The 16,893-nt window shown below is 50.6% G+C and carries 14 protein-coding genes and 1 pseudogene; 4 read left to right on the top strand and 11 right to left on the bottom strand.

Annotated features, from left to right (window positions below):
* Positions 1–175 precede the first annotated feature (175 nt).
* From FGS84_RS06285 to FGS84_RS06255, 7 genes are all read right to left on the bottom strand, one after another.
* Positions 176–1,810, bottom strand: coding sequence for an AAA family ATPase (locus tag FGS84_RS06285; RefSeq protein ID WP_138306819.1), 1,635 nt, complete (start codon positions 1,808–1,810; stop codon positions 176–178).
* Positions 1,811–1,970: 160 nt separating this feature from the next.
* Positions 1,971–3,479, bottom strand: coding sequence for an AMP-binding protein (locus FGS84_RS06280; RefSeq protein WP_138306818.1), 1,509 nt, complete (start codon positions 3,477–3,479; stop codon positions 1,971–1,973).
* Positions 3,480–3,501: 22 nt separating this feature from the next.
* The gene (locus FGS84_RS06275; protein ID WP_138306817.1) at positions 3,502–3,732 is read right to left on the bottom strand and encodes an acyl carrier protein; all 231 of its coding nucleotides are present in this window, start codon (positions 3,730–3,732) and stop codon (positions 3,502–3,504) included.
* 56 nt (positions 3,733–3,788) lie between these two features.
* Positions 3,789–5,195, bottom strand: coding sequence for a condensation domain-containing protein (locus FGS84_RS06270; protein ID WP_138306816.1), 1,407 nt, complete (start codon positions 5,193–5,195; stop codon positions 3,789–3,791).
* A complete protein-coding gene (locus tag FGS84_RS06265; RefSeq protein WP_138306815.1) occupies positions 5,192–6,151 on the bottom strand; it encodes an alpha/beta hydrolase in 960 nt (319 codons plus the stop codon). Before FGS84_RS06265 ends, FGS84_RS06270 begins: the two co-directional genes overlap by 4 nt.
* Positions 6,152–6,176: 25 nt before the next feature.
* Entirely contained in the window at positions 6,177–6,494 is a 318-nt protein-coding gene (locus FGS84_RS06260) for an SCP2 sterol-binding domain-containing protein (protein WP_138306814.1), read from the bottom strand.
* On the bottom strand, positions 6,491–7,159 hold the full coding sequence (locus FGS84_RS06255) for a 4'-phosphopantetheinyl transferase superfamily protein (protein WP_243129874.1): 669 nt from the start codon (positions 7,157–7,159) through the stop codon (positions 6,491–6,493). The genes FGS84_RS06260 and FGS84_RS06255 overlap by 4 nt, the downstream gene beginning before the upstream one ends.
* Before the next feature lie 91 nt (positions 7,160–7,250).
* Here FGS84_RS06255 and FGS84_RS06250 point away from each other — a divergent pair, with 91 nt between their 5' ends.
* The 3 genes from FGS84_RS06250 (at position 7,251) to FGS84_RS06240 (ending at position 11,173) form a co-directional block, all read left to right on the top strand.
* On the top strand, positions 7,251–7,868 hold the full coding sequence (locus tag FGS84_RS06250) for a TetR/AcrR family transcriptional regulator (RefSeq protein ID WP_138306812.1): 618 nt from the start codon (positions 7,251–7,253) through the stop codon (positions 7,866–7,868).
* Positions 7,869–8,073: 205 nt separating this feature from the next.
* On the top strand, positions 8,074–10,893 hold the full coding sequence (locus FGS84_RS06245; protein ID WP_138306811.1) for a transglycosylase domain-containing protein: 2,820 nt from the start codon (positions 8,074–8,076) through the stop codon (positions 10,891–10,893).
* Positions 10,880–11,173 carry a hypothetical protein gene (locus tag FGS84_RS06240; RefSeq protein WP_138306810.1) on the top strand — a complete coding sequence of 98 codons (294 nt, stop codon included), beginning with the start codon at positions 10,880–10,882 and terminating at the stop codon, positions 11,171–11,173. The genes FGS84_RS06245 and FGS84_RS06240 overlap by 14 nt, the downstream gene beginning before the upstream one ends.
* Positions 11,174–11,421: 248 nt before the next feature.
* On the opposite strand, the pseudogene FGS84_RS06235 reads toward FGS84_RS06240, so the two are convergent.
* From FGS84_RS06235 to FGS84_RS06220, 4 genes and pseudogenes are all read right to left on the bottom strand, one after another.
* Positions 11,422–11,898: pseudogene (locus tag FGS84_RS06235) on the bottom strand (shikimate kinase); the annotation flags it as partial.
* 20 nt (positions 11,899–11,918) lie between these two features.
* Entirely contained in the window at positions 11,919–12,509 is a 591-nt protein-coding gene (locus tag FGS84_RS06230) for a flavin reductase family protein (protein WP_138306808.1), read from the bottom strand.
* A 17-nt stretch (positions 12,510–12,526) separates the two neighbouring features.
* Positions 12,527–14,197: a putative manganese-dependent inorganic diphosphatase gene (locus FGS84_RS06225; RefSeq protein ID WP_138306807.1), complete on the bottom strand. Its 1,671-nt coding sequence runs from the start codon at positions 14,195–14,197 to the stop codon at positions 12,527–12,529.
* A 413-nt stretch (positions 14,198–14,610) separates the two neighbouring features.
* Entirely contained in the window at positions 14,611–16,065 is a 1,455-nt protein-coding gene (locus FGS84_RS06220) for a cell wall-binding protein (protein ID WP_138306806.1), read from the bottom strand.
* Positions 16,066–16,297: 232 nt separating this feature from the next.
* On the opposite strand from FGS84_RS06220, the gene FGS84_RS06215 reads away from it, so the two are divergent.
* Positions 16,298–16,846, top strand: coding sequence for a GNAT family N-acetyltransferase (locus FGS84_RS06215; RefSeq protein WP_138306805.1), 549 nt, complete (start codon positions 16,298–16,300; stop codon positions 16,844–16,846).
* The last annotated feature ends 47 nt before the right edge of the window (positions 16,847–16,893 follow it).

Genomic DNA, 16,893 nt, shown 5'->3' with positions numbered 1-16,893 from the left:
TGTCGGAGATAGGGTAGAAATGGTTTTTAGAATGGATATCTTTGACTTTTTATAGTAATCTTTTTACCACTGTATGTTTTAGGCCGCCTTTAATCATCAAAAAAGGGTTAGCGGAAATCAGAATCTTCTTCTGAATTCCGCTAACCCCCTCATAACACACTGTCCAGCCGTTTCTTCATTGTGTCAGGATTTTATATGCTGCAGTACACCGCTTTCCGTCATGGGCAATTCCAATGCACACCACCTCACCGGACAACCCGGCAAAATATTTCTGGTCTTCTATCTGCTTCAGAGCTTCATTCTGCAGCTTTTCAATATTATTTCCTTGTTTAAACTCAATAATCACATGGGGCAGAGATACTTTCAATGATTTTAAAATGATATCGCTTCTTCCTGTTCCGGATTCCAGATTACTGCTGACCTGATACACCCCCCTTAGCGTCATGCACATTCCCAGGAAAAGCATATGATACGCATTCTCTCTGGCATCCATAAAGCTCGTACAGGTAATAACCAGGTTCCTGTATATATCCAAAAAACGATTTATGTCTTTATGTGTCAGTGCCTGAAACATTTCCTGCAATCCCTGGCCTTCGATACCTGCGATTTCCGTTACCAATACCAAAAATTCCGACATCACCTCTTCATTGGGAATACGGATAACTGCTGAATTTGCGTCGATGCGCTTCTCCACTGTCACATACCCGGCATTGACAAGAAGTCCCCACAAACTATAATTACTCTCACGTTCCGTATACGAAGTATCCAGATTGAGCCAAACAGACGAAGAACCTCCTGCAGCCAATACATCAAAATCCTCCCAAAAGCTTCTGCTGGCTTTTTCAAGTGCCTGCCGTACAAGATAATTAGAGGGTGTATTGACCCAATAGTGGTCTAAAAATCCACTGTCCGCATAATTAAGTATGGACCATGGATTATATATCTCATCCTCTCCAAACCGGTATCCATCATACATCCGTTTCACACCGTCATCCAGACTTCTGCCATAATACCTTAAAAGTGTGTCTGCCTCCCTGCTGGTAAGCCCAAAATATCTTGAATACCGTCCATTCATAACTGTATATATTTTAGGATTATTCAGCTGCGAAAATATACTTTCTTTGGCAACTCTTTGTATGCCCGTCAAAATAGCCTGCCCCAAATCAGGGTTGCCTTTTAATCCTGCCCCATAAAATGCAGAGAAAAAGTCCCCCATATCATCATGATATCCATGTTCATAGCTGCTGATTATTGGCTGGTCGTACTCGTCGATAATCAATAATGGTGGAATTCCATAAAATTCATGAATCATCCGGGTTAAATCCGCAAGCGCAGTTGTCATGTACATGGCTGACAAATCACGGTTCTCCAGCATTCCTAACATCTGCTCAAACTGGCGGACCGAATAGGGCTTTTTCTGCGCTGTATCATCCAAATCAAACAGCTCTGCAAAACGGTTAAATTCACGGGCCAATTCCGCGCGAATCTGATAGGTCAGGAAATCCATGTTCTTTCCCTTGCAATTTCTGAGCGATAAAAAAATGACCGGACAGCTGTTAAGCTTTGACGCATAATCGGTATCCATGATATCAAGTCCCTGAAAAATAGCCCTGCTGTCTGCGTTTACATCAAAAAATTCCCGCATCATTGTCATATTCAATGTTTTGCCAAATCTGCGCGGCCTTGCAATTAATGTAACTTTATCACCGCTGTCAAGAAAATCCTTAATTATCATGGTCTTATCCACATAATAATAGCCGTTCTCACGCAATTCCCTGAATTCATCATTTCCAATAGGCAGTTTTTTCATTATGACTTCCAGCCTTTCCTGCTTTCTTATATAAAATTATAGCCGTTCTGAAGATGATTTACAACAAAAATTCCTCCCGCATCCGTTTCCAGACAATGAATCAAAAAACTGCCTCCCGGCCGGAAAACCCATTATTTCCCGCCAGGAGTCAGCTCTCTTTCTAAAATCTCTTAATTTTCTTAGACGGCGTCTTCTCAAACTCCGTTTCCCTGACAATCAGGCTGTAGATTCTCTTATAAACCGGCATATCCTTATTAAACCCGTCAATCAATTCCTGAAGCTTTCCCCGTATATCCTTAATATGCTTTTTCTTCGCATACTCGTAATCCGGGAATATCTCCGCCTCGATTATCTTATCCTTTTCCCGTACCAGAATTTCCTTCACCAGTTCCGAACGGCTCAGCTCATTTTCCAGCTCCTCCGGAGACACATTCTCACCGTTGGCCAGGATAATCAGGTTTTTGCGGCGGCCTGTGATATAGACAAAATTATCCTCGTCCACATACCCTAAGTCCCCTGTCTTAAGCCATCCGTCCTCCAATGTCTCGGCTGTCTGTTCAGGCATCTTGTAATAGCCCTGCATGACGCTGGAGCCCCTTACCCAGATTTCCTCGTCCACAACCCTGGCCTGGCAGTTGGGAAGAAGTTTTCCCACTGAGCCCGTTTTATTCTCCCATTCCAGGTTGGTGCTGATGACAGGAGAACACTCAGTCATTCCGTAGCCCTGAAGGATGGTAATGCCGTATTCCTTAAAACGGTCTATATAGTCCGGGTCCAGATAGGCCCCGCCGCTGCAAATGATTCTCAGATTGCCTCCAAAGGCAGCCTTTGCCACCATCTTTTTGGGTATCAGGTTTCCGGCATCCTTAAGCTTACCGTAAATGGACTCAATGACAAGGGGGACCAGCAGCACAATTTCCGGCTTAAACAGTTTCATGTTGCGCTGTACATGCATGATGGAATCATTGATGCAGATAATCATTCCTATGTAAAGTCCCTTTATGATGTCCATGGTCAGGCAGTACACATGGTTGATAGGCAGCAGGGTCATGGACACGGTACCTGCAGGTATCTTCATGTCCAGGCAGACCGCATTGTCAGTCAGATTCCTGTGGCTCAGCATGACTCCCTTGCTCTTCCCGGTGGTGCCTGAGGTAAAGAGTATGGTGCAGAGCTGGTCCGGGACAGGCTCTGTCTCGTATGCACCGGCATTTTCCGCTATGAGGCAGGACAGCGACAGCACATCTCCCGTCTGCTCACAGGCCTGCATGGAAACCACATGCCTGATACCCGGGCATTTTTCCTGAACAGCCTCTGCCACGTCGGCCCGCAGTTCATCGTACACCAGCATTTCCACATCCGCCCTGTTTAAGAGCTCATAAATGGCTTCCGCCGGAAGCTGGGAGTCGATTGGCACTGCCACGCTGCCGCTGTTCACGATTCCAAAATAGGTGACAATCCACTGGTAGGTGGTTGCGCCTATGACGGCAACGTGCCTGCCCTTCATTCCAAGGGCTTCCAGAGCGCGGCTTACGGCCATGGAATCCAGGTTCACCTCATTGTATGACTTATCAATGATTTCCTTCTTTACCTTGTACCGGAATGCTGTCTGCTCTCCATAAGCCTCTGCGCCGTGCCGGATTACATCCCTTAATGTCTCTGCTGCCATATCTTCCTCCTGCCCTTACGGCCTACTCTGCCTGCAGGGACTGGATATAATCCGCTGCATCCTTTACGGTCTTTACGTTGACCACTTCCCGTTCCTCTACTTCCACGTCGAATTTCTCCTCAATCTCTCCCACCATGCTCATGAAATCATAGGAGTTGAAACCCAGGTCCTCGATGAACCTGGAGTCCTCCCCAATGGTCTCCGGCGCCACATCCACATATTCACAGATGATTTCCTTTAATTCTTCAAACATATCCTTGTATCCTCCTTATTGTTATTTTCCGTTTTCTGTTCCAAATATATACCGGCTTACACCATCTCCAGGATTTCCCCCACCGTGCGCTCCGGGTCTTCCACGCCCCGGAAGATAATCCTGCAAAGGTAGTAATAGATGTACTCCAGCTTCTCCGGCGTCACCACGCCGGTCTGGTACTCAAAACCAAAGTCCAGTCCGTTGTCCTCCGCCCTGTGGCTCACCGTAAGATACAGGGTGTGGGCAGCCACGCCGTTGGAATAGCGGGCGGTCTTGTACTTGATGTCCCCCAGCTTGTCCAGGCCGGGCCCGTCGTACTTCATGGCCAGCGGCTGATAGGTAAGGCTCAGCGGCTCATAGGTCTGCCCGTCCTTAAGGTTATAATAATCATGCCTGTAGTTGAAATACTCCGACGGACTGTAATTGGCATGGCGGAAGTACTGGTTCTGGGCATCCCTTATCTTAAGCAGACCCTCCATGAAGGTGTCCTCCCTGGGCACAATGGTCCTGAAGGGGAAACAGTGAATCCTGCTTCCGCCGCAGCGCTTCTCCGACAGGGTTGCCCGTCTGGAAATGGTGGTTGTGATGGAGACATCATCCTGGTCATTTTCCTTCTGGAGATAGGTCCGAAGGCCCATTAGCAGAAGACAGGTCATGGAAATACTGTATTTCTCGCAGAAATCCAGCAGATGGCCGGAGGGTTCCCCTTCCAGGTGGAAGTTAGTGATATTGGCCTCCACATTATCCGAGGTGTTGGTAGCTGCCCGCAGCCCGGGGTTGCGGACGGCCTTTCTCTCATCCAGCAGCTTCCCCGGACCGTATATATCCGTGAAAATGGGTTCGGAGGAAGCAATCAGCTCCTGGAAAAACTCCCTGTCCTTTTCGCTGGCCCTGCTTCCGGCCTCATAGGCCAGGTCCTTTTCCAGCTGCCTGATATAGGAAGACATCTCCTTTGGATGGTCCACTTCCTCATAGAACCTGCTGGCATACAGCTCAATCACATCCCGGAAGAACAGAATCAGGGACTGGGCATCCATGGTCATGTGGTCCACGCAGATGTATAAGCCCTGATACCCATCCGGCATTTTAATCATCACAATGTGGTGCATGGGGGAATCGTAGCGCTCAAAGGGAATCTCAGTCCACTCCCTGAGCTTTTGCTCCGCGTCCTCCTCCCTCCAGCCGGTGAAGTCAAAGTGCTCGATTTCCTTTGTCTCCTCCTTCACCACATACTGGTAGATATTACCCTCCTTGTCATGGGTAAAGCGCAGACGCATGGTATCGCAGCGGGCAATGGCCTCTTTAATGCAGCTTTTAAGCACCTCCCAGTCCAGGTCCACCTGGATGGTCAGGCTGGACCCGATGTTCAGCACCTGTTTTTTAGGACAGTATTTCAGGCAGTAAAAGTGAAGCTTCTGCGCTGATGTCAGCGGGTATACCTTGTAGCCTTTCCTTGTCTTCATACTTCGTTCTCCTCTTTTCCAAAAGCACGGGCAATCAGTTTCTCAACTGCAGCTTCATAGCGGTCCCTATCCTTATAGTAAGCCTCTGCATGGCTGGCTCCCGGTATAACCAGCAGCTCCTTGGGCGACCCGCAGGCCCCGTACAGCTCATACACCATGGAACATGGCACAAAGGTGTCCCCATCCCCGTGTATGAACAGGATGGGAATGTGCGCCTTCTTTACCTCTTCCCTGGCATTGCATTCATCCAGCCCGTATCCTGCCTCGCTTCTGGCCATGCGGTCCGCAATCTGCATCACGGGAAAGGCCGGCATGTGGTACATGCTCCTCAGCACATGGCTGAACACTTCCCAGGCAGATGTGAAGGCGCAGTCGGACACAGCCCCCCGGACCTGCCTTGGAAGGTTTAATCCCGTGGACATCAGCACGGTTGCTGCTCCCATGGAAATGCCGTGCAGCATCAGCTCGCAGTCCTCACCCAAACGCCCCACCACGTACTCCATCCATTGCCTGGCGTCATGGCGGTCCAGACATCCAAAGCCAATATAGGTGCCCTCGCTTTTGCCGTGGGCCCGCTCATCCACCACCAGCAGATTAAAGCCGTGATTCAGATAAAATCTTGCAATGGACGTGTAGTCATTGAGTCCTTCGCTGGTATAGCCGTGGAAACACACCGCCGCCTTCCTGGAACCTTCACAGCCAAAAAAGGTGCCATGGAGCCTGAGCCCGTCCCCGGATGTTATGTACACCTCTTCCTGAGGCTGTCCTGCCAGCCATTCCCTGCTGGCGCGGATACCCGGTATATAGGCGTCCCAGTCCGTACCCGCCATTTTCCGGGTCCTGTCGCGCTTTGCATTTCCCCGGACCACGGTCCGATGGAAGAAATATCGGGCAATGCCGTATTCCCCCGCCGCTCCTGCTGTTGCCAGTCCCAGTATCCATCCTTTGATTCCCATATGCTTCACTCCTTAATGCTTCCGCCTATACAAACTTCTGTAACATCAATGCCTTTTCCAGACTTCCCTCAACCTTCAGCTTTCCTGTTGTAAATGCAAAGACCGGGTCCAGCTTTCCCGATGCCAGTCTGATAAGTGTATCTGCGGAACAGATAAACGTTGCGTCCCTGTCGTAATACTCATATGGCTCCACACTGAGACTGCCGTCCTTTACCTCTGCATAAAACGCGCCCGCGCCCTCGCCTGTAATATTAAACTGAAACGCCAGATGCTCCTCCACCCTGCTCACATCCGCTTTCATGAAAATTTCCTTTACCTTTACAAATACTTCTTCGTAGCTCATACTGCCTCTCCTTTTTCATCCGCCGCACAGACGGATATGATATATGACTGGTAAACCCTGGACTGGTAAAACCTCCAGCCAGGAATACTCCCTTTTACGCCGCCCTTTTCCAGGTAAAATGTGATATCCCCCAGAGGGAAGGCCAGCCCCCGGCCAATGGCCTTGGCAAAGCTCTCCTTAAGCGTCCACAGGCGGAAGAACCGTTCCTGCCGCTCTGTCTCAGAGGCTGCCGACATTACAAAGCTGCGCTCAGCTTCGGAACACATGCGCCGCATCAGACTCCCTTTAAACGGACGAATCCGTTCCGTATCCACGCCCAGCACGCTGTCCCCAATGGCACAGACTACCAGCCCCTCTGTATGGCTGATATTAAATTCCACGCCCCCGGCCCCTTCAAGATACGGCTTTGTACCTGCCTGGGCCATTACCTCCCAGGTCCGTCCGTACTCCTTCAAAAGACCGAAGTTCAGCAGACTCCTGCCCAGTAAATGTTCCCGCTCCCGGTTATAAAGAGTGCCGCCGGGCTCGTATGAAGCCAGATAAATCATGAGGTTTCCTCCTGAGGTTCCATTCAGCGCATTTCCGGCGGGGTCCTGCCCCATGCCATTGAATTCCTTGTTTTCCAATATTTCGACCAGTGGTCGAACCGGAATTAAATTAAACATAACATGTTTTCGACCGCCAGTCAAGTCTAGCGTTTTCATTTATATTCTGCTATACTTGGATGTATTCTAAAGAAAATACCGAGGATTTTTTATGCAAAACCATAATAAAAAGGAGATGATACTGGATGCCATGCAGGAACTTATGGGTTCCTCCAATGTCCAGGCCATTTCCGTCAGTGATATTGCCCAAAAAGCCGGTATCGGGAAAGGAAGTATCTATTACTATTTTTCTTCCAAGAACGATATCATAGATGCAGTGATTGAGAGGAACTACTCCCGCGTCCTGGACAAAGGCAGGGAGCTGGCTGCATCCTCCCGCCTGGATGCCTTCCAGAAACTGGAAATCATATATCACGCCTGTCTGGATTCCTCTATGGAATTAAGGCGCCGCGAGGAGATACGCACCTTTAACGAGCAGCAAGAAAGCGCCTTCATACACCAGAAGTTTTCCCGCATCATCATTACCAAGCTGAAGCCCATACTGGCAGACATCATCCGGCAGGGCGTACGGGAGGGCAGCATCCAGTGCAGCTTTCCGGAGGAAACAGCCCAAATCGTACTGACCGTGCTGACCATCACCCTGGACAATCATCTGATACCCTCGGACGAGGCGGAAATCGGCCGGATTCTGGCTGCCTTTACAGAGATGCAGGAAAAGGGCATGGGAATCCCTTGCCACACCCTGCAGTTCCTGATGCGCAAAATCTGACTCTTATCTCCAATAAAAGGGCTTTTCTCCCACTTTGGGCGGAAAAAGTCCTTATTTTTCTACTTTTCCCTATCCTTTTTTCCCATTCTGTCTTATAATATCAATGGTTTAACGGGCTGGCAGATGTTTCCAGCCCTATTGAGATATCAGCGCCCATTTTTATATTCATCCACAGGTTCCGGGCGCAGAGAGGATAGAGAGGACTATGAAAGATACACTGAAACAGGCTGCACGAAAAATCCTGCTGGTGGTCCGCGACATTGCGGTCAGCCTCCTGGGCATCACAGGCTGGCTGTTCCACGCCCTTCTGGCCGTGATTACAACCGGGTTCATATTGGGAGCCATCCTGTGCCTGCTTATCTATGCCAAGGTCAGGCCGGACCTGGACCAATGCCGCGAACTGGCGTATGACAAGCTGGCCCAGATGGAACGCACGGATTTCTCACAGCTGTCCGACACGGTAATCTACGACAAGGACGGCAGGCAGATAGGACTTATCAATGCCGGCCACTACCAGTATGTGGGCATAAACGGCATCAGCATGAACATTCAGAATGCATACATTGCCCAGGAGGACCGGCGCTTTAAAAGCCATACAGGCGTGGACTGGATTGCCACCTTCCGTGCCGGTCTGGCTCTGGTGAAGCACAGGGGCCAGGTTACCCAGGGAGGGAGCACCATCACCCAGCAGGTTATTAAAAATACATACCTGACCCAGGAACAGACCTTCACCCGTAAGATTGTGGAAATGCTGCTGGCCCCTGAGATTGAGAAAAAATACTCCAAGGCAGATATCATGGAGTTTTACTGCAATACCAATTTCTATGGCCACCAGTGCTATGGCGTGGAAGCTGCCAGCCGCTATTATTTCGGCAAGCATGCAGCTGACCTGACCGTGGAGGAAGCAGCTGTCCTGGTAGGCATCAGCAACAGTCCCTCGGCCTACGACCCGGTAGCCCATCCAAAAGCTTCCCTTGAAAAGCGCAACGACGTGTTAAAGAGCATGAATGAAATAGGCGAACTGTCCGATGAGGATTACGAAAAAGCCCTGTCAAAGCCTCTAACTGTGGTCAAACAGGAATCCGAAGGCACGGATGAGAACTATCAGAGCAGCTACGCCATTCACTGCGCTGCCCTGGAGCTGTTAAAAAAGGACGGCTTCGAGTTCCGCTACACCTTTGAGGACAAGGATGACTACAATTCCTACATGGAACGGTATACCACTGCCTATACGGAAAAGTCGGACCTGATCCGCGCAGGCGGCTTCAAGATATATACTTCCCTGGACAGCAGTCTTCAGGACATGCTTCAGGCAGACATTGACCAGGGTCTGGCCTCCTACACAGAACTGCAGGACAACGGCAAGTACGCCCTCCAGGGCGCAGGCGTCATTGTGGACAACCAGTCCAACTATGTGGTGGCCATTGTGGGCGGCCGGGGAAATGAGGACCAGTTCAACCGGGCCTACCTAAGCGCCAGACAGCCGGGCAGCACCATTAAACCCCTGATTGATTACGGCCCTGCTTTCGACACCGGGGAGTATTATCCCACCCGCATGGTTGACGACCACAAATGGGAGGACGGGCCCTCCAACAGCGGCGGCAATTACCATGGAAACGTTACGGTCCGGGAAGCCCTGAACCGCAGCCTCAACACAGTGGCCTGGCAGATTCTGGAGGACATCGGTGTAAATTACGGACTCAGCTATCTGGGTGAAATGGAGTTCCAGAAGCTTACATATGTTGACAACGGCGTACCCTCCCTCAGTATCGGAGGCTTTACCAACGGCGTCCGTGTAGTGGATATGGCAAAGGGCTACAGCGCCCTGGCCAATTACGGGGTTTACAACGACCGCACCTGCATCACCCAAATCATCCATGAGCACGACGGCGACCTGACCAAGGATTTGACGCCTGCCGCCAGACAGGTTTACCGGGATGATTCCGCCTTCATGCTCACCGATATCCTGAAAGGCACCATGACCTCCCCCTACGGCACCGGACGGGGACTGGAACTGGATAACGGCATGCCGGCAGCCGGCAAAACAGGAACCACCAACAGCAGTAAGGACACCTGGTTCTGCGGCTACACCCGCTACTACACCACGGCTGTGTGGGTGGGCTACGACATTCCCCGCAGGATGCCCGGTATCTACGGCAGCACCTACGCCGGGAAGATATGGAAAAATATCATGAACCAGATTCATGAGGGATTAGAGCCCTGGGATTGGGAGCAGCCTGAAAGCGTGGAACGGAAGGCTGACCCCAGGACAGGAATTGAAGATTATTTCAGTACCACGGCTGAGTTCCGCGCCCAGCAAAGCCTCCACCAAAAGGAGCAGGAACAGCTGACCAGGCAGCTGGAGCAGGATATCCTGGAATTCACCACAAGGGAAATCAGTTCTGTGGAGGATACCTATGCGGTTAAGAGCCAATACCAGGACATTACCTCCCGCCTGCCCCTTCTGGACGACGGGGAGCTGAGGGCCGGTATGCTGGAGCAGGTGGAAGACCGATACGACTATTTTGCAGGAATCATCAGCCAGATGGGAGACACCATTGCCCTGTACGAGAAACAGAAGGCCATTGACGATGCCAGAGCCAGGGAAGAGGCTGAAAAGCAGGCTGAGGAAAACCGGAAACAGGCTGAGAAGGATACAAGGAAAAACGAATTCCTACAGGCCCTTCAGGCTGTGGAGGAACTGGAATACCAGAAACGGGACGCCCAGGACCTGGTACAGGATGCCATCGGCAAGCTTTCCCTGGTGGCCGGGGACCCGGAACAGCAGGCGCTTTCCGACCGGCTCCAGGCAGCCATCACACGGATTTCCGCCCTGCCCACAGAGGACCAGTGGAATGCATCCCAGGCAGAGAGCAGGGCTGCCGAGGAGGCAGCCATGAAGCAGGCTGAACAGCAGGTACAGGTGCAGCAGAACCAGCTGCGCTCCTCCTTAAACAGCGAGAAATTCAAGTGGAACAACATGGAATACTACGGACCAGGAGGCAGACCGGATGATGAAAACTGATTCACACAAAAAAACAGGACAGGCTGATACCAATCCCTACCGCATGCCGCCCAGGCGCTGGTTCCTCACATTCATGTGCATGAACATCCCCATCGCCGGGTGGATTTACCTGCTCTGCCTGGCCTTTGGTAAAAAGGAAAACCAGCTGCGTGACTTTGCCAAGGCTTATCTGGTTTATAAGCTGGTATTCCTGGCGGCAGCTCTGGTTATCCTGGGAATTCTGGTATACGTGGGGCTGGACCTGGCCGACAAGCTTCTGGCTTATATGGAAATGCTGTAGTACCGGGTTTACATCCCGTATCCATTAAAACAAAAAAAGGTTCTTTCTGAATCTTTGGATATTCCAAAGAGCAGAAAGGACCTTTTTCTATCCTCCGCTTATACTGTCCCGGCAGACCTGAGAAGCGCAAGCTCCTCCTTAAGGGCCGCAATCTCAGCTTCATAAGCTTCTATCCTGCGGTCTTTTTCCTCCAGAATCTTCTTCTGTTCCTCCACAATGCGCTCAATCATATTGCGGTCCATCATACCCTCTATGATGTCCCTCAGAGCATCCACTGTGTCGCCCGGAGTCTTTCCCTCCTCATCAATGGTAATGTCCGCATATTTCTCATAATAGGGCACACGCTCATTGTAAAGGTCCCGAAGGGTAAAACCCGGCTTCAGGGCAACGCCGCGGTCCACCACATTGCCAATGCGCTTTTCCATCTCCTCATAGCTCATCTTCAGATAAACTACTTCGCTGATTTCCTTCAGATGCTCCATGGCCTTTTCCCCGTATATGACACTGCCGCCGGGGGCAATGACAGAGAGGGCCACATCCAGTCCGGCATTAATCCTCTCCTCCACCTTCAGGAATCCGTCCATGCCCTCTTCCGCAATGATTTCCTTTAAAAGCTTGCCTTCCTTTTCCTGTATCACAATGTCCACGTCCACAAAGGAAAATCCCAGCCTTTTGGCCAACAGGACCCCAATGGTGCTCTTGCCCGAGGACGGCATGCCTATCATGGTAATATTCGGTTTCACGTTTATTTCCTCCTTGCAGTCTTCTTTTTAATCGGCTTCTTCACCGAATATCCAAAGCTTCCCAGCTTCTTTCCCAACTCAAAATACTCACCGTGGGAATAGCTCACCAGCCCTGATGCATTGAGATTAAATTTCCCCCTGTCGTCCATATACTGGTTGTCAATGGTCACTCCCAGCACCTGGGCAATGAACATATCATGACTTCCCAGTTCCTTTACTTCCACCACTCTGCACTCAATGTTCACCGGACTTTCCTCCACCCCCGGCGCCTTCACATACCTGGATGCCTGCGGTGTAAGCCTTGTCTCCTTAAACTTATCCACATCCCTGCCGGACCTGACGCCGCAGTAATCCGTGGCCCGTACCAGCCGTTTATTCACCAGATTGATTACAAATTCTCCGGTATCCTTGATGATGCTGTGGGAAAAGCGCTCTTTGCGCACGGATATGGACACCATGGCCGGGTCTGAACATATGGTGCCCGCCCAGGCCACTGTGATGATATTAGGAGTCTCCCCCTCTCTGCCGCAGCTGACCATAACGGCCGGCACCGGGTAGAGCATGTTCCCTGGTTTCCAGTATTCCTTTGACATATCATATTCCTCCTGCCCTAATCCTGCTCTGCCAGCATCAGCTCCGGAATCAGCTGCTTCTTGCGCGATACCACTCCGGGCAGACCCAGCACCGGTTCCTGCTGTTGTGTTGCCTCCTCCATATCCAGGTGAAATGCCTTGGCCGCCAGCTGCACCGCGCCCTGCCCGTGGCAAATCAGATTTGTGGATTCCATCAGTATGTTGGTCAGCATGAAAAACACCATATCCAGGCTGTTGCTCTCCTTTGCCTTTTCCATATATCCCAGCATCTTCGCCTTCAGGGTATCCAGCTCTATGTCATTTAAGGACGTAATCTGTCCCACGCCAATCAGCGCCTTGCCAACTGAGAATTTCTTAAAATCCTGGTAAAATATCTCCTCGTCGGACTTATCCTTCAGATTACTGCCGGCTCCGAACATCTCCATGGCATATTTCTCAATATCCAGGCCCGCAATGGAGGCCAGGGACCTGGCTGCCATCTCATCCACCGGGGTACAGGTCGGAGAGCGGAACAGCAGGGTATCCGACACAATGGCGCTGCACAGCAGTCCGGCAATCTTCGGCTCAATCTCCACCTTATTTTCCAGGTACATCTGGTAAATGATGGTGGCCGTACAGCCCAGGGGCTGGTTGCGGAAAAACACCGGAGCCATGGTCTGGACGGTTCCCAGCCTGTGGTGGTCGATGATTTCCATGATTTCAGCGCTCTCAATGCCTGCCACTGCCTGGCTCTTCTCATTGTGGTCCACCAGGATTACCTGCTTGCCCTTGGCGCCCAGCAGGTTCCTGCGTGAAATCATGCCCAGATACCTTCCCTCCTTGTCCAGGATGGGGAAATCCCGGTACCGCTTGCTGGCCATGACCTCCCGGATTTCATCCGTGTAATCATCGCTGTTAAAGGTAATCAGATGCTCCCTGGTCATGAAATAGCTGATGGGCATGCTCTGGTTAATCAGACGGGCCGCCGTATACGTGTCATAGGTGGTGGCAATAACCGTGCATCCCCTGTCCTGGGCAATCTTCTTAATGGTCATGGACACGCCTGCTCCCTCACACACAATAATGCAGTCAGCCCCCATCTCAATGGCGCAGAGCTGTGACTCATAGCGGTTGCCCAGTATGACCAGGTCATGGGGTTCAATGTAAAATTCCATCAGGTCAGGATTGGCGGCTGCAATCAGCACCTTTCCCCTGTCAAAATACACGTCCGCATTTCCCACCACCAGGTCGGCTTCCAGCGTCTCAATAATATTGGAATACTGGGTATTGGCTTTAGACAGGATGCTGCTGTCGTAAATATTCATATAGGTCTTTGTGATATCGCCCACCGTGATAAGTCCCACCAGGGTGCCGTCGGGCCTGACCGAAGGAATGGTCACCACATTGTTTTCCTGCATGATATTCCATGCTTTTTTTAGGGAAATATTGTCCGCCACCCCTCTGGTCTTCCTGATTTCAATGTCCTTTACCTGGGTCCTCACATCCTCCACCAGCTTGGGCTCCTCCATGCCAAAGTAGTCCAGGACAAACTTAGTCTCCCCGTTCACATGGCCTGCCCTGGCCGGAACATAGGCATCCCCTGTAATTGCCCTCTTTAAGTTGGCATAACAGATGGCCGAACAAATGGAATCCGTGTCAGGATTCCTGTGTCCGATGACCGTTGTCTTTCTCTTTAATTCCTGTTCCATTTTCTCTCCCTCGATTCTGCATCTATGGTAATATATAATGTTTCATAATCTGTTTACAACAAATTCACATTTCGTTCACATTTATTTTTTATACTATTTTCATAAGAACAAGTTACATTTACAAATGATAAATAGTAAAATTGCACATAGATTTTTCATAATTGCCCCGGTTGTTATACAATCGGGGTCTCCTCATTTTATAAGGCGTTTTCAAGCTGCCATGAGGCTGAAAGCCCCCGGCTTATCTTTATACTGTATACAAGATACTTCCCGCCATTTCAGTATATCAGACCGTATTTCTTTTTTCAACTACAACCTAAAAGGGACGTCCCCTCCGCCACCATGGCGGAAGCCGTCCCTTTCCAACCTCTGCGGGCCGCTTAAGCTCATATGCTTTCAAAGCCCGTATCTCATCAAAGCTCATATACCTGGTCACAGGTGAAATCCGGAAGTGAGGAACTGCTGTCTGCCTTTTTCGTCTTCTTTCCGCCTTCATCCGTATAAAACACTTCCCTGTCCTCCACATAATAGGCATAATCACCGTCAATCTTGTAGGCCTTTTCATCGGTCTGTACCTTACCTGATTCATTGACCAGATAATACGTTCCCTCCACCTTGTAAACCTCATACCGGGAATCCCCGTCCGCTGTCACCAGCAGTCCGTTATAGTACAGGAATCCATCCTTTTCTCCGCTGAAGCCAGCGCCCTTATTGGACCCGGAAGTGTTGAAGTAGAAGGTGCAGCGCTTGCCGTCGTCATCCGCAATGCCGGTATTCCTGCCGGTGCGCATCCTGCCGTCAGACCCTTTCTCTCCAAAATACCCCACCATCACACGGCCGCCGGAAACAATCTTAACCAGACCGTTCCTTCTGCATCCATACTGATTCACAAAATAATTCTCACCGTCCACCCGGATTGTGGCCGCATTCATGGTGGCGATACCGGTCTTAAGGTATGCGGGAGTGCCGTTTTTCTCAAAGTAATACCACTCCTTATCCCCTTCCTTAGGAAGCTCCTCTTCCCCTTTCCTGGAGATGGCTGCCCCGTCGCCGGAATCACCCGGATGTTCAGATAGCTGTTTCCACTGTCCCTTTGCAATGGCTCCGTCGTCCTTACCGCCCAGATACACAAAGCGGCTGATGCCCGTGGCATCGTCACTGTCCGCTTTTTCCTTCACAGCATGCCAGCCAGTGAGCATGACTCCATTCCGGTCAAAATAAAACTTTTCTCCGTGGATTGTCTCCTGGTCATAGCTGCCGGTCAGGGAACGCTTGGCCTTGCCGTTATTCTGGAAGAAAAACCAACGGGAATTCTCATCCGCCTTCTTATACTCCTTGGATATATCACCAATCTCAGGCAGGTTATCCTCATCAAATTCCAGGCATACCCATCCCCGTCTCATGGCCCCGTCGTCCTTGCCGCCCAGATAATAGATATGATCGCCCTCATAAAACCAGCCCGTGCGCATCTTACCGTCGCTGTCAAAATTATAGCGGCCGTCTCCCACGTTCTTCCAGCCTTCCTCTGTCTTGCCGTTCCTGCCCAGGAAATACCAGCCCTCTTCCTTCAGGCCGTCCCTTCCGTCTGTATGGACCCAGGAATTCTTCACCATGACTCCCTTGTCATCCACATAATATGTATTCTCAATCCAGGTACTCTTTTCAATCTCCCCGTCGCTTCCCAGGAAGTATGATTTTCCGTCCCGGGTCCTCCATTCATTTGTCACATAATTTCCCTTGGTATCCACGAATTTGAGGACTCCGTCTTCTGTCTTCCACCCGGATTCCGCTCCCAAAGCAGTACCGGCAGCCATTATCCCCATCAGTAATCCTATGGCCCATCCTGTCAGCATCCTTCGTCTGGTCATATCCTCCACCTCCTTATAGTATCATTTTATCAGATAACGGAGGGAAATAACAGGATGAGAAAGGGGAAAAATTATGTAAGAATTACTTAATTTTTATTTATCAGGCAAAGATTGAAAATTATATGAACACCCGATGGAAAAAATGTGAAATCAGTGCTAAAATGTATGTTACGATTCAGTCCCGCAGAAATCAAAATAAGAAGAAATACCCGTTTAGAAAGGAGTCACCCAAATGCCAGACACAGCTGTCACCATCCGTACGGCAGAGGAAGCAGACGCTGCCGCCCTTCTGTCCATATATGCACCCTATGTGGAAAAAACCGCCATTACCTTTGAATATGAGGTCCCCACGGTCCGGGAATTTAAAAACCGCATCGCCTCCACCCTGAAGCGGTACCCCTATCTGGCCGCTGTCCGGGATGGACGCATCCTGGGGTATGCCTATGCATCCGAATTTAAGGAAAGGGCTGCCTATGACTGGGCTGTGGAGACCTCTGTCTATGTGTCGGAGGACGCACGGCGCACCGGCGCTGGCTCCCTTCTCTATGAGGCATTGGAGGACTGTCTGAAACGTCAGAATGTCATCAATGTCAATGCCTGTATCGCCTACCCCAATCCCGGCAGCATTGCCTTCCACGAAAAACATGGCTACCGCACCGTAGGACATTTCACCAAATGCGGTTATAAACTGGGCCGGTGGTGGGATATGGTATGGATGGAAAAAATGCTGGGCCCCCATCCGGCGCAGCCGGAGCCGTTTATACCGGCGGACAGGCTTTAGTGCCTGCTTAATTCGGTTTTGCCTCCCAGGCGTCCGGCCGCCCGCTA

Source organism: Clostridium sp. 1001271st1 H5 (assembly GCF_005845215.1).
GTDB lineage: Bacteria > Bacillota > Clostridia > Lachnospirales > Lachnospiraceae > Enterocloster.
This window is presented reverse-complemented; position numbering and strand designations above follow the sequence as displayed.

Coding starts and splice junctions, on each gene's coding strand:
- FGS84_RS06285 (WP_138306819.1), bottom strand. CDS start 1,810: ATGAAAAAACTGCCTATTGGAAATGATGAATTCAGGGAATTGCGTGAG.
- FGS84_RS06280 (WP_138306818.1), bottom strand. CDS start 3,479: ATGGCAGCAGAGACATTAAGGGATGTAATCCGGCACGGCGCAGAGGCT.
- FGS84_RS06275 (WP_138306817.1), bottom strand. CDS start 3,732: ATGTTTGAAGAATTAAAGGAAATCATCTGTGAATATGTGGATGTGGCG.
- FGS84_RS06270 (WP_138306816.1), bottom strand. CDS start 5,195: ATGAAGACAAGGAAAGGCTACAAGGTATACCCGCTGACATCAGCGCAG.
- FGS84_RS06265 (WP_138306815.1), bottom strand. CDS start 6,151: ATGGGAATCAAAGGATGGATACTGGGACTGGCAACAGCAGGAGCGGCG.
- FGS84_RS06260 (WP_138306814.1), bottom strand. CDS start 6,494: ATGAGCTACGAAGAAGTATTTGTAAAGGTAAAGGAAATTTTCATGAAA.
- FGS84_RS06255 (WP_243129874.1), bottom strand. CDS start 7,159: ATGTTTAATTTAATTCCGGTTCGACCACTGGTCGAAATATTGGAAAAC.
- FGS84_RS06250 (WP_138306812.1), top strand. CDS start 7,251: ATGCAAAACCATAATAAAAAGGAGATGATACTGGATGCCATGCAGGAA.
- FGS84_RS06245 (WP_138306811.1), top strand. CDS start 8,074: ATGAAAGATACACTGAAACAGGCTGCACGAAAAATCCTGCTGGTGGTC.
- FGS84_RS06240 (WP_138306810.1), top strand. CDS start 10,880: ATGATGAAAACTGATTCACACAAAAAAACAGGACAGGCTGATACCAAT.
- FGS84_RS06230 (WP_138306808.1), bottom strand. CDS start 12,509: ATGTCAAAGGAATACTGGAAACCAGGGAACATGCTCTACCCGGTGCCG.
- FGS84_RS06225 (WP_138306807.1), bottom strand. CDS start 14,197: ATGGAACAGGAATTAAAGAGAAAGACAACGGTCATCGGACACAGGAAT.
- FGS84_RS06220 (WP_138306806.1), bottom strand. CDS start 16,065: ATGACCAGACGAAGGATGCTGACAGGATGGGCCATAGGATTACTGATG.
- FGS84_RS06215 (WP_138306805.1), top strand. CDS start 16,298: ATGCCAGACACAGCTGTCACCATCCGTACGGCAGAGGAAGCAGACGCT.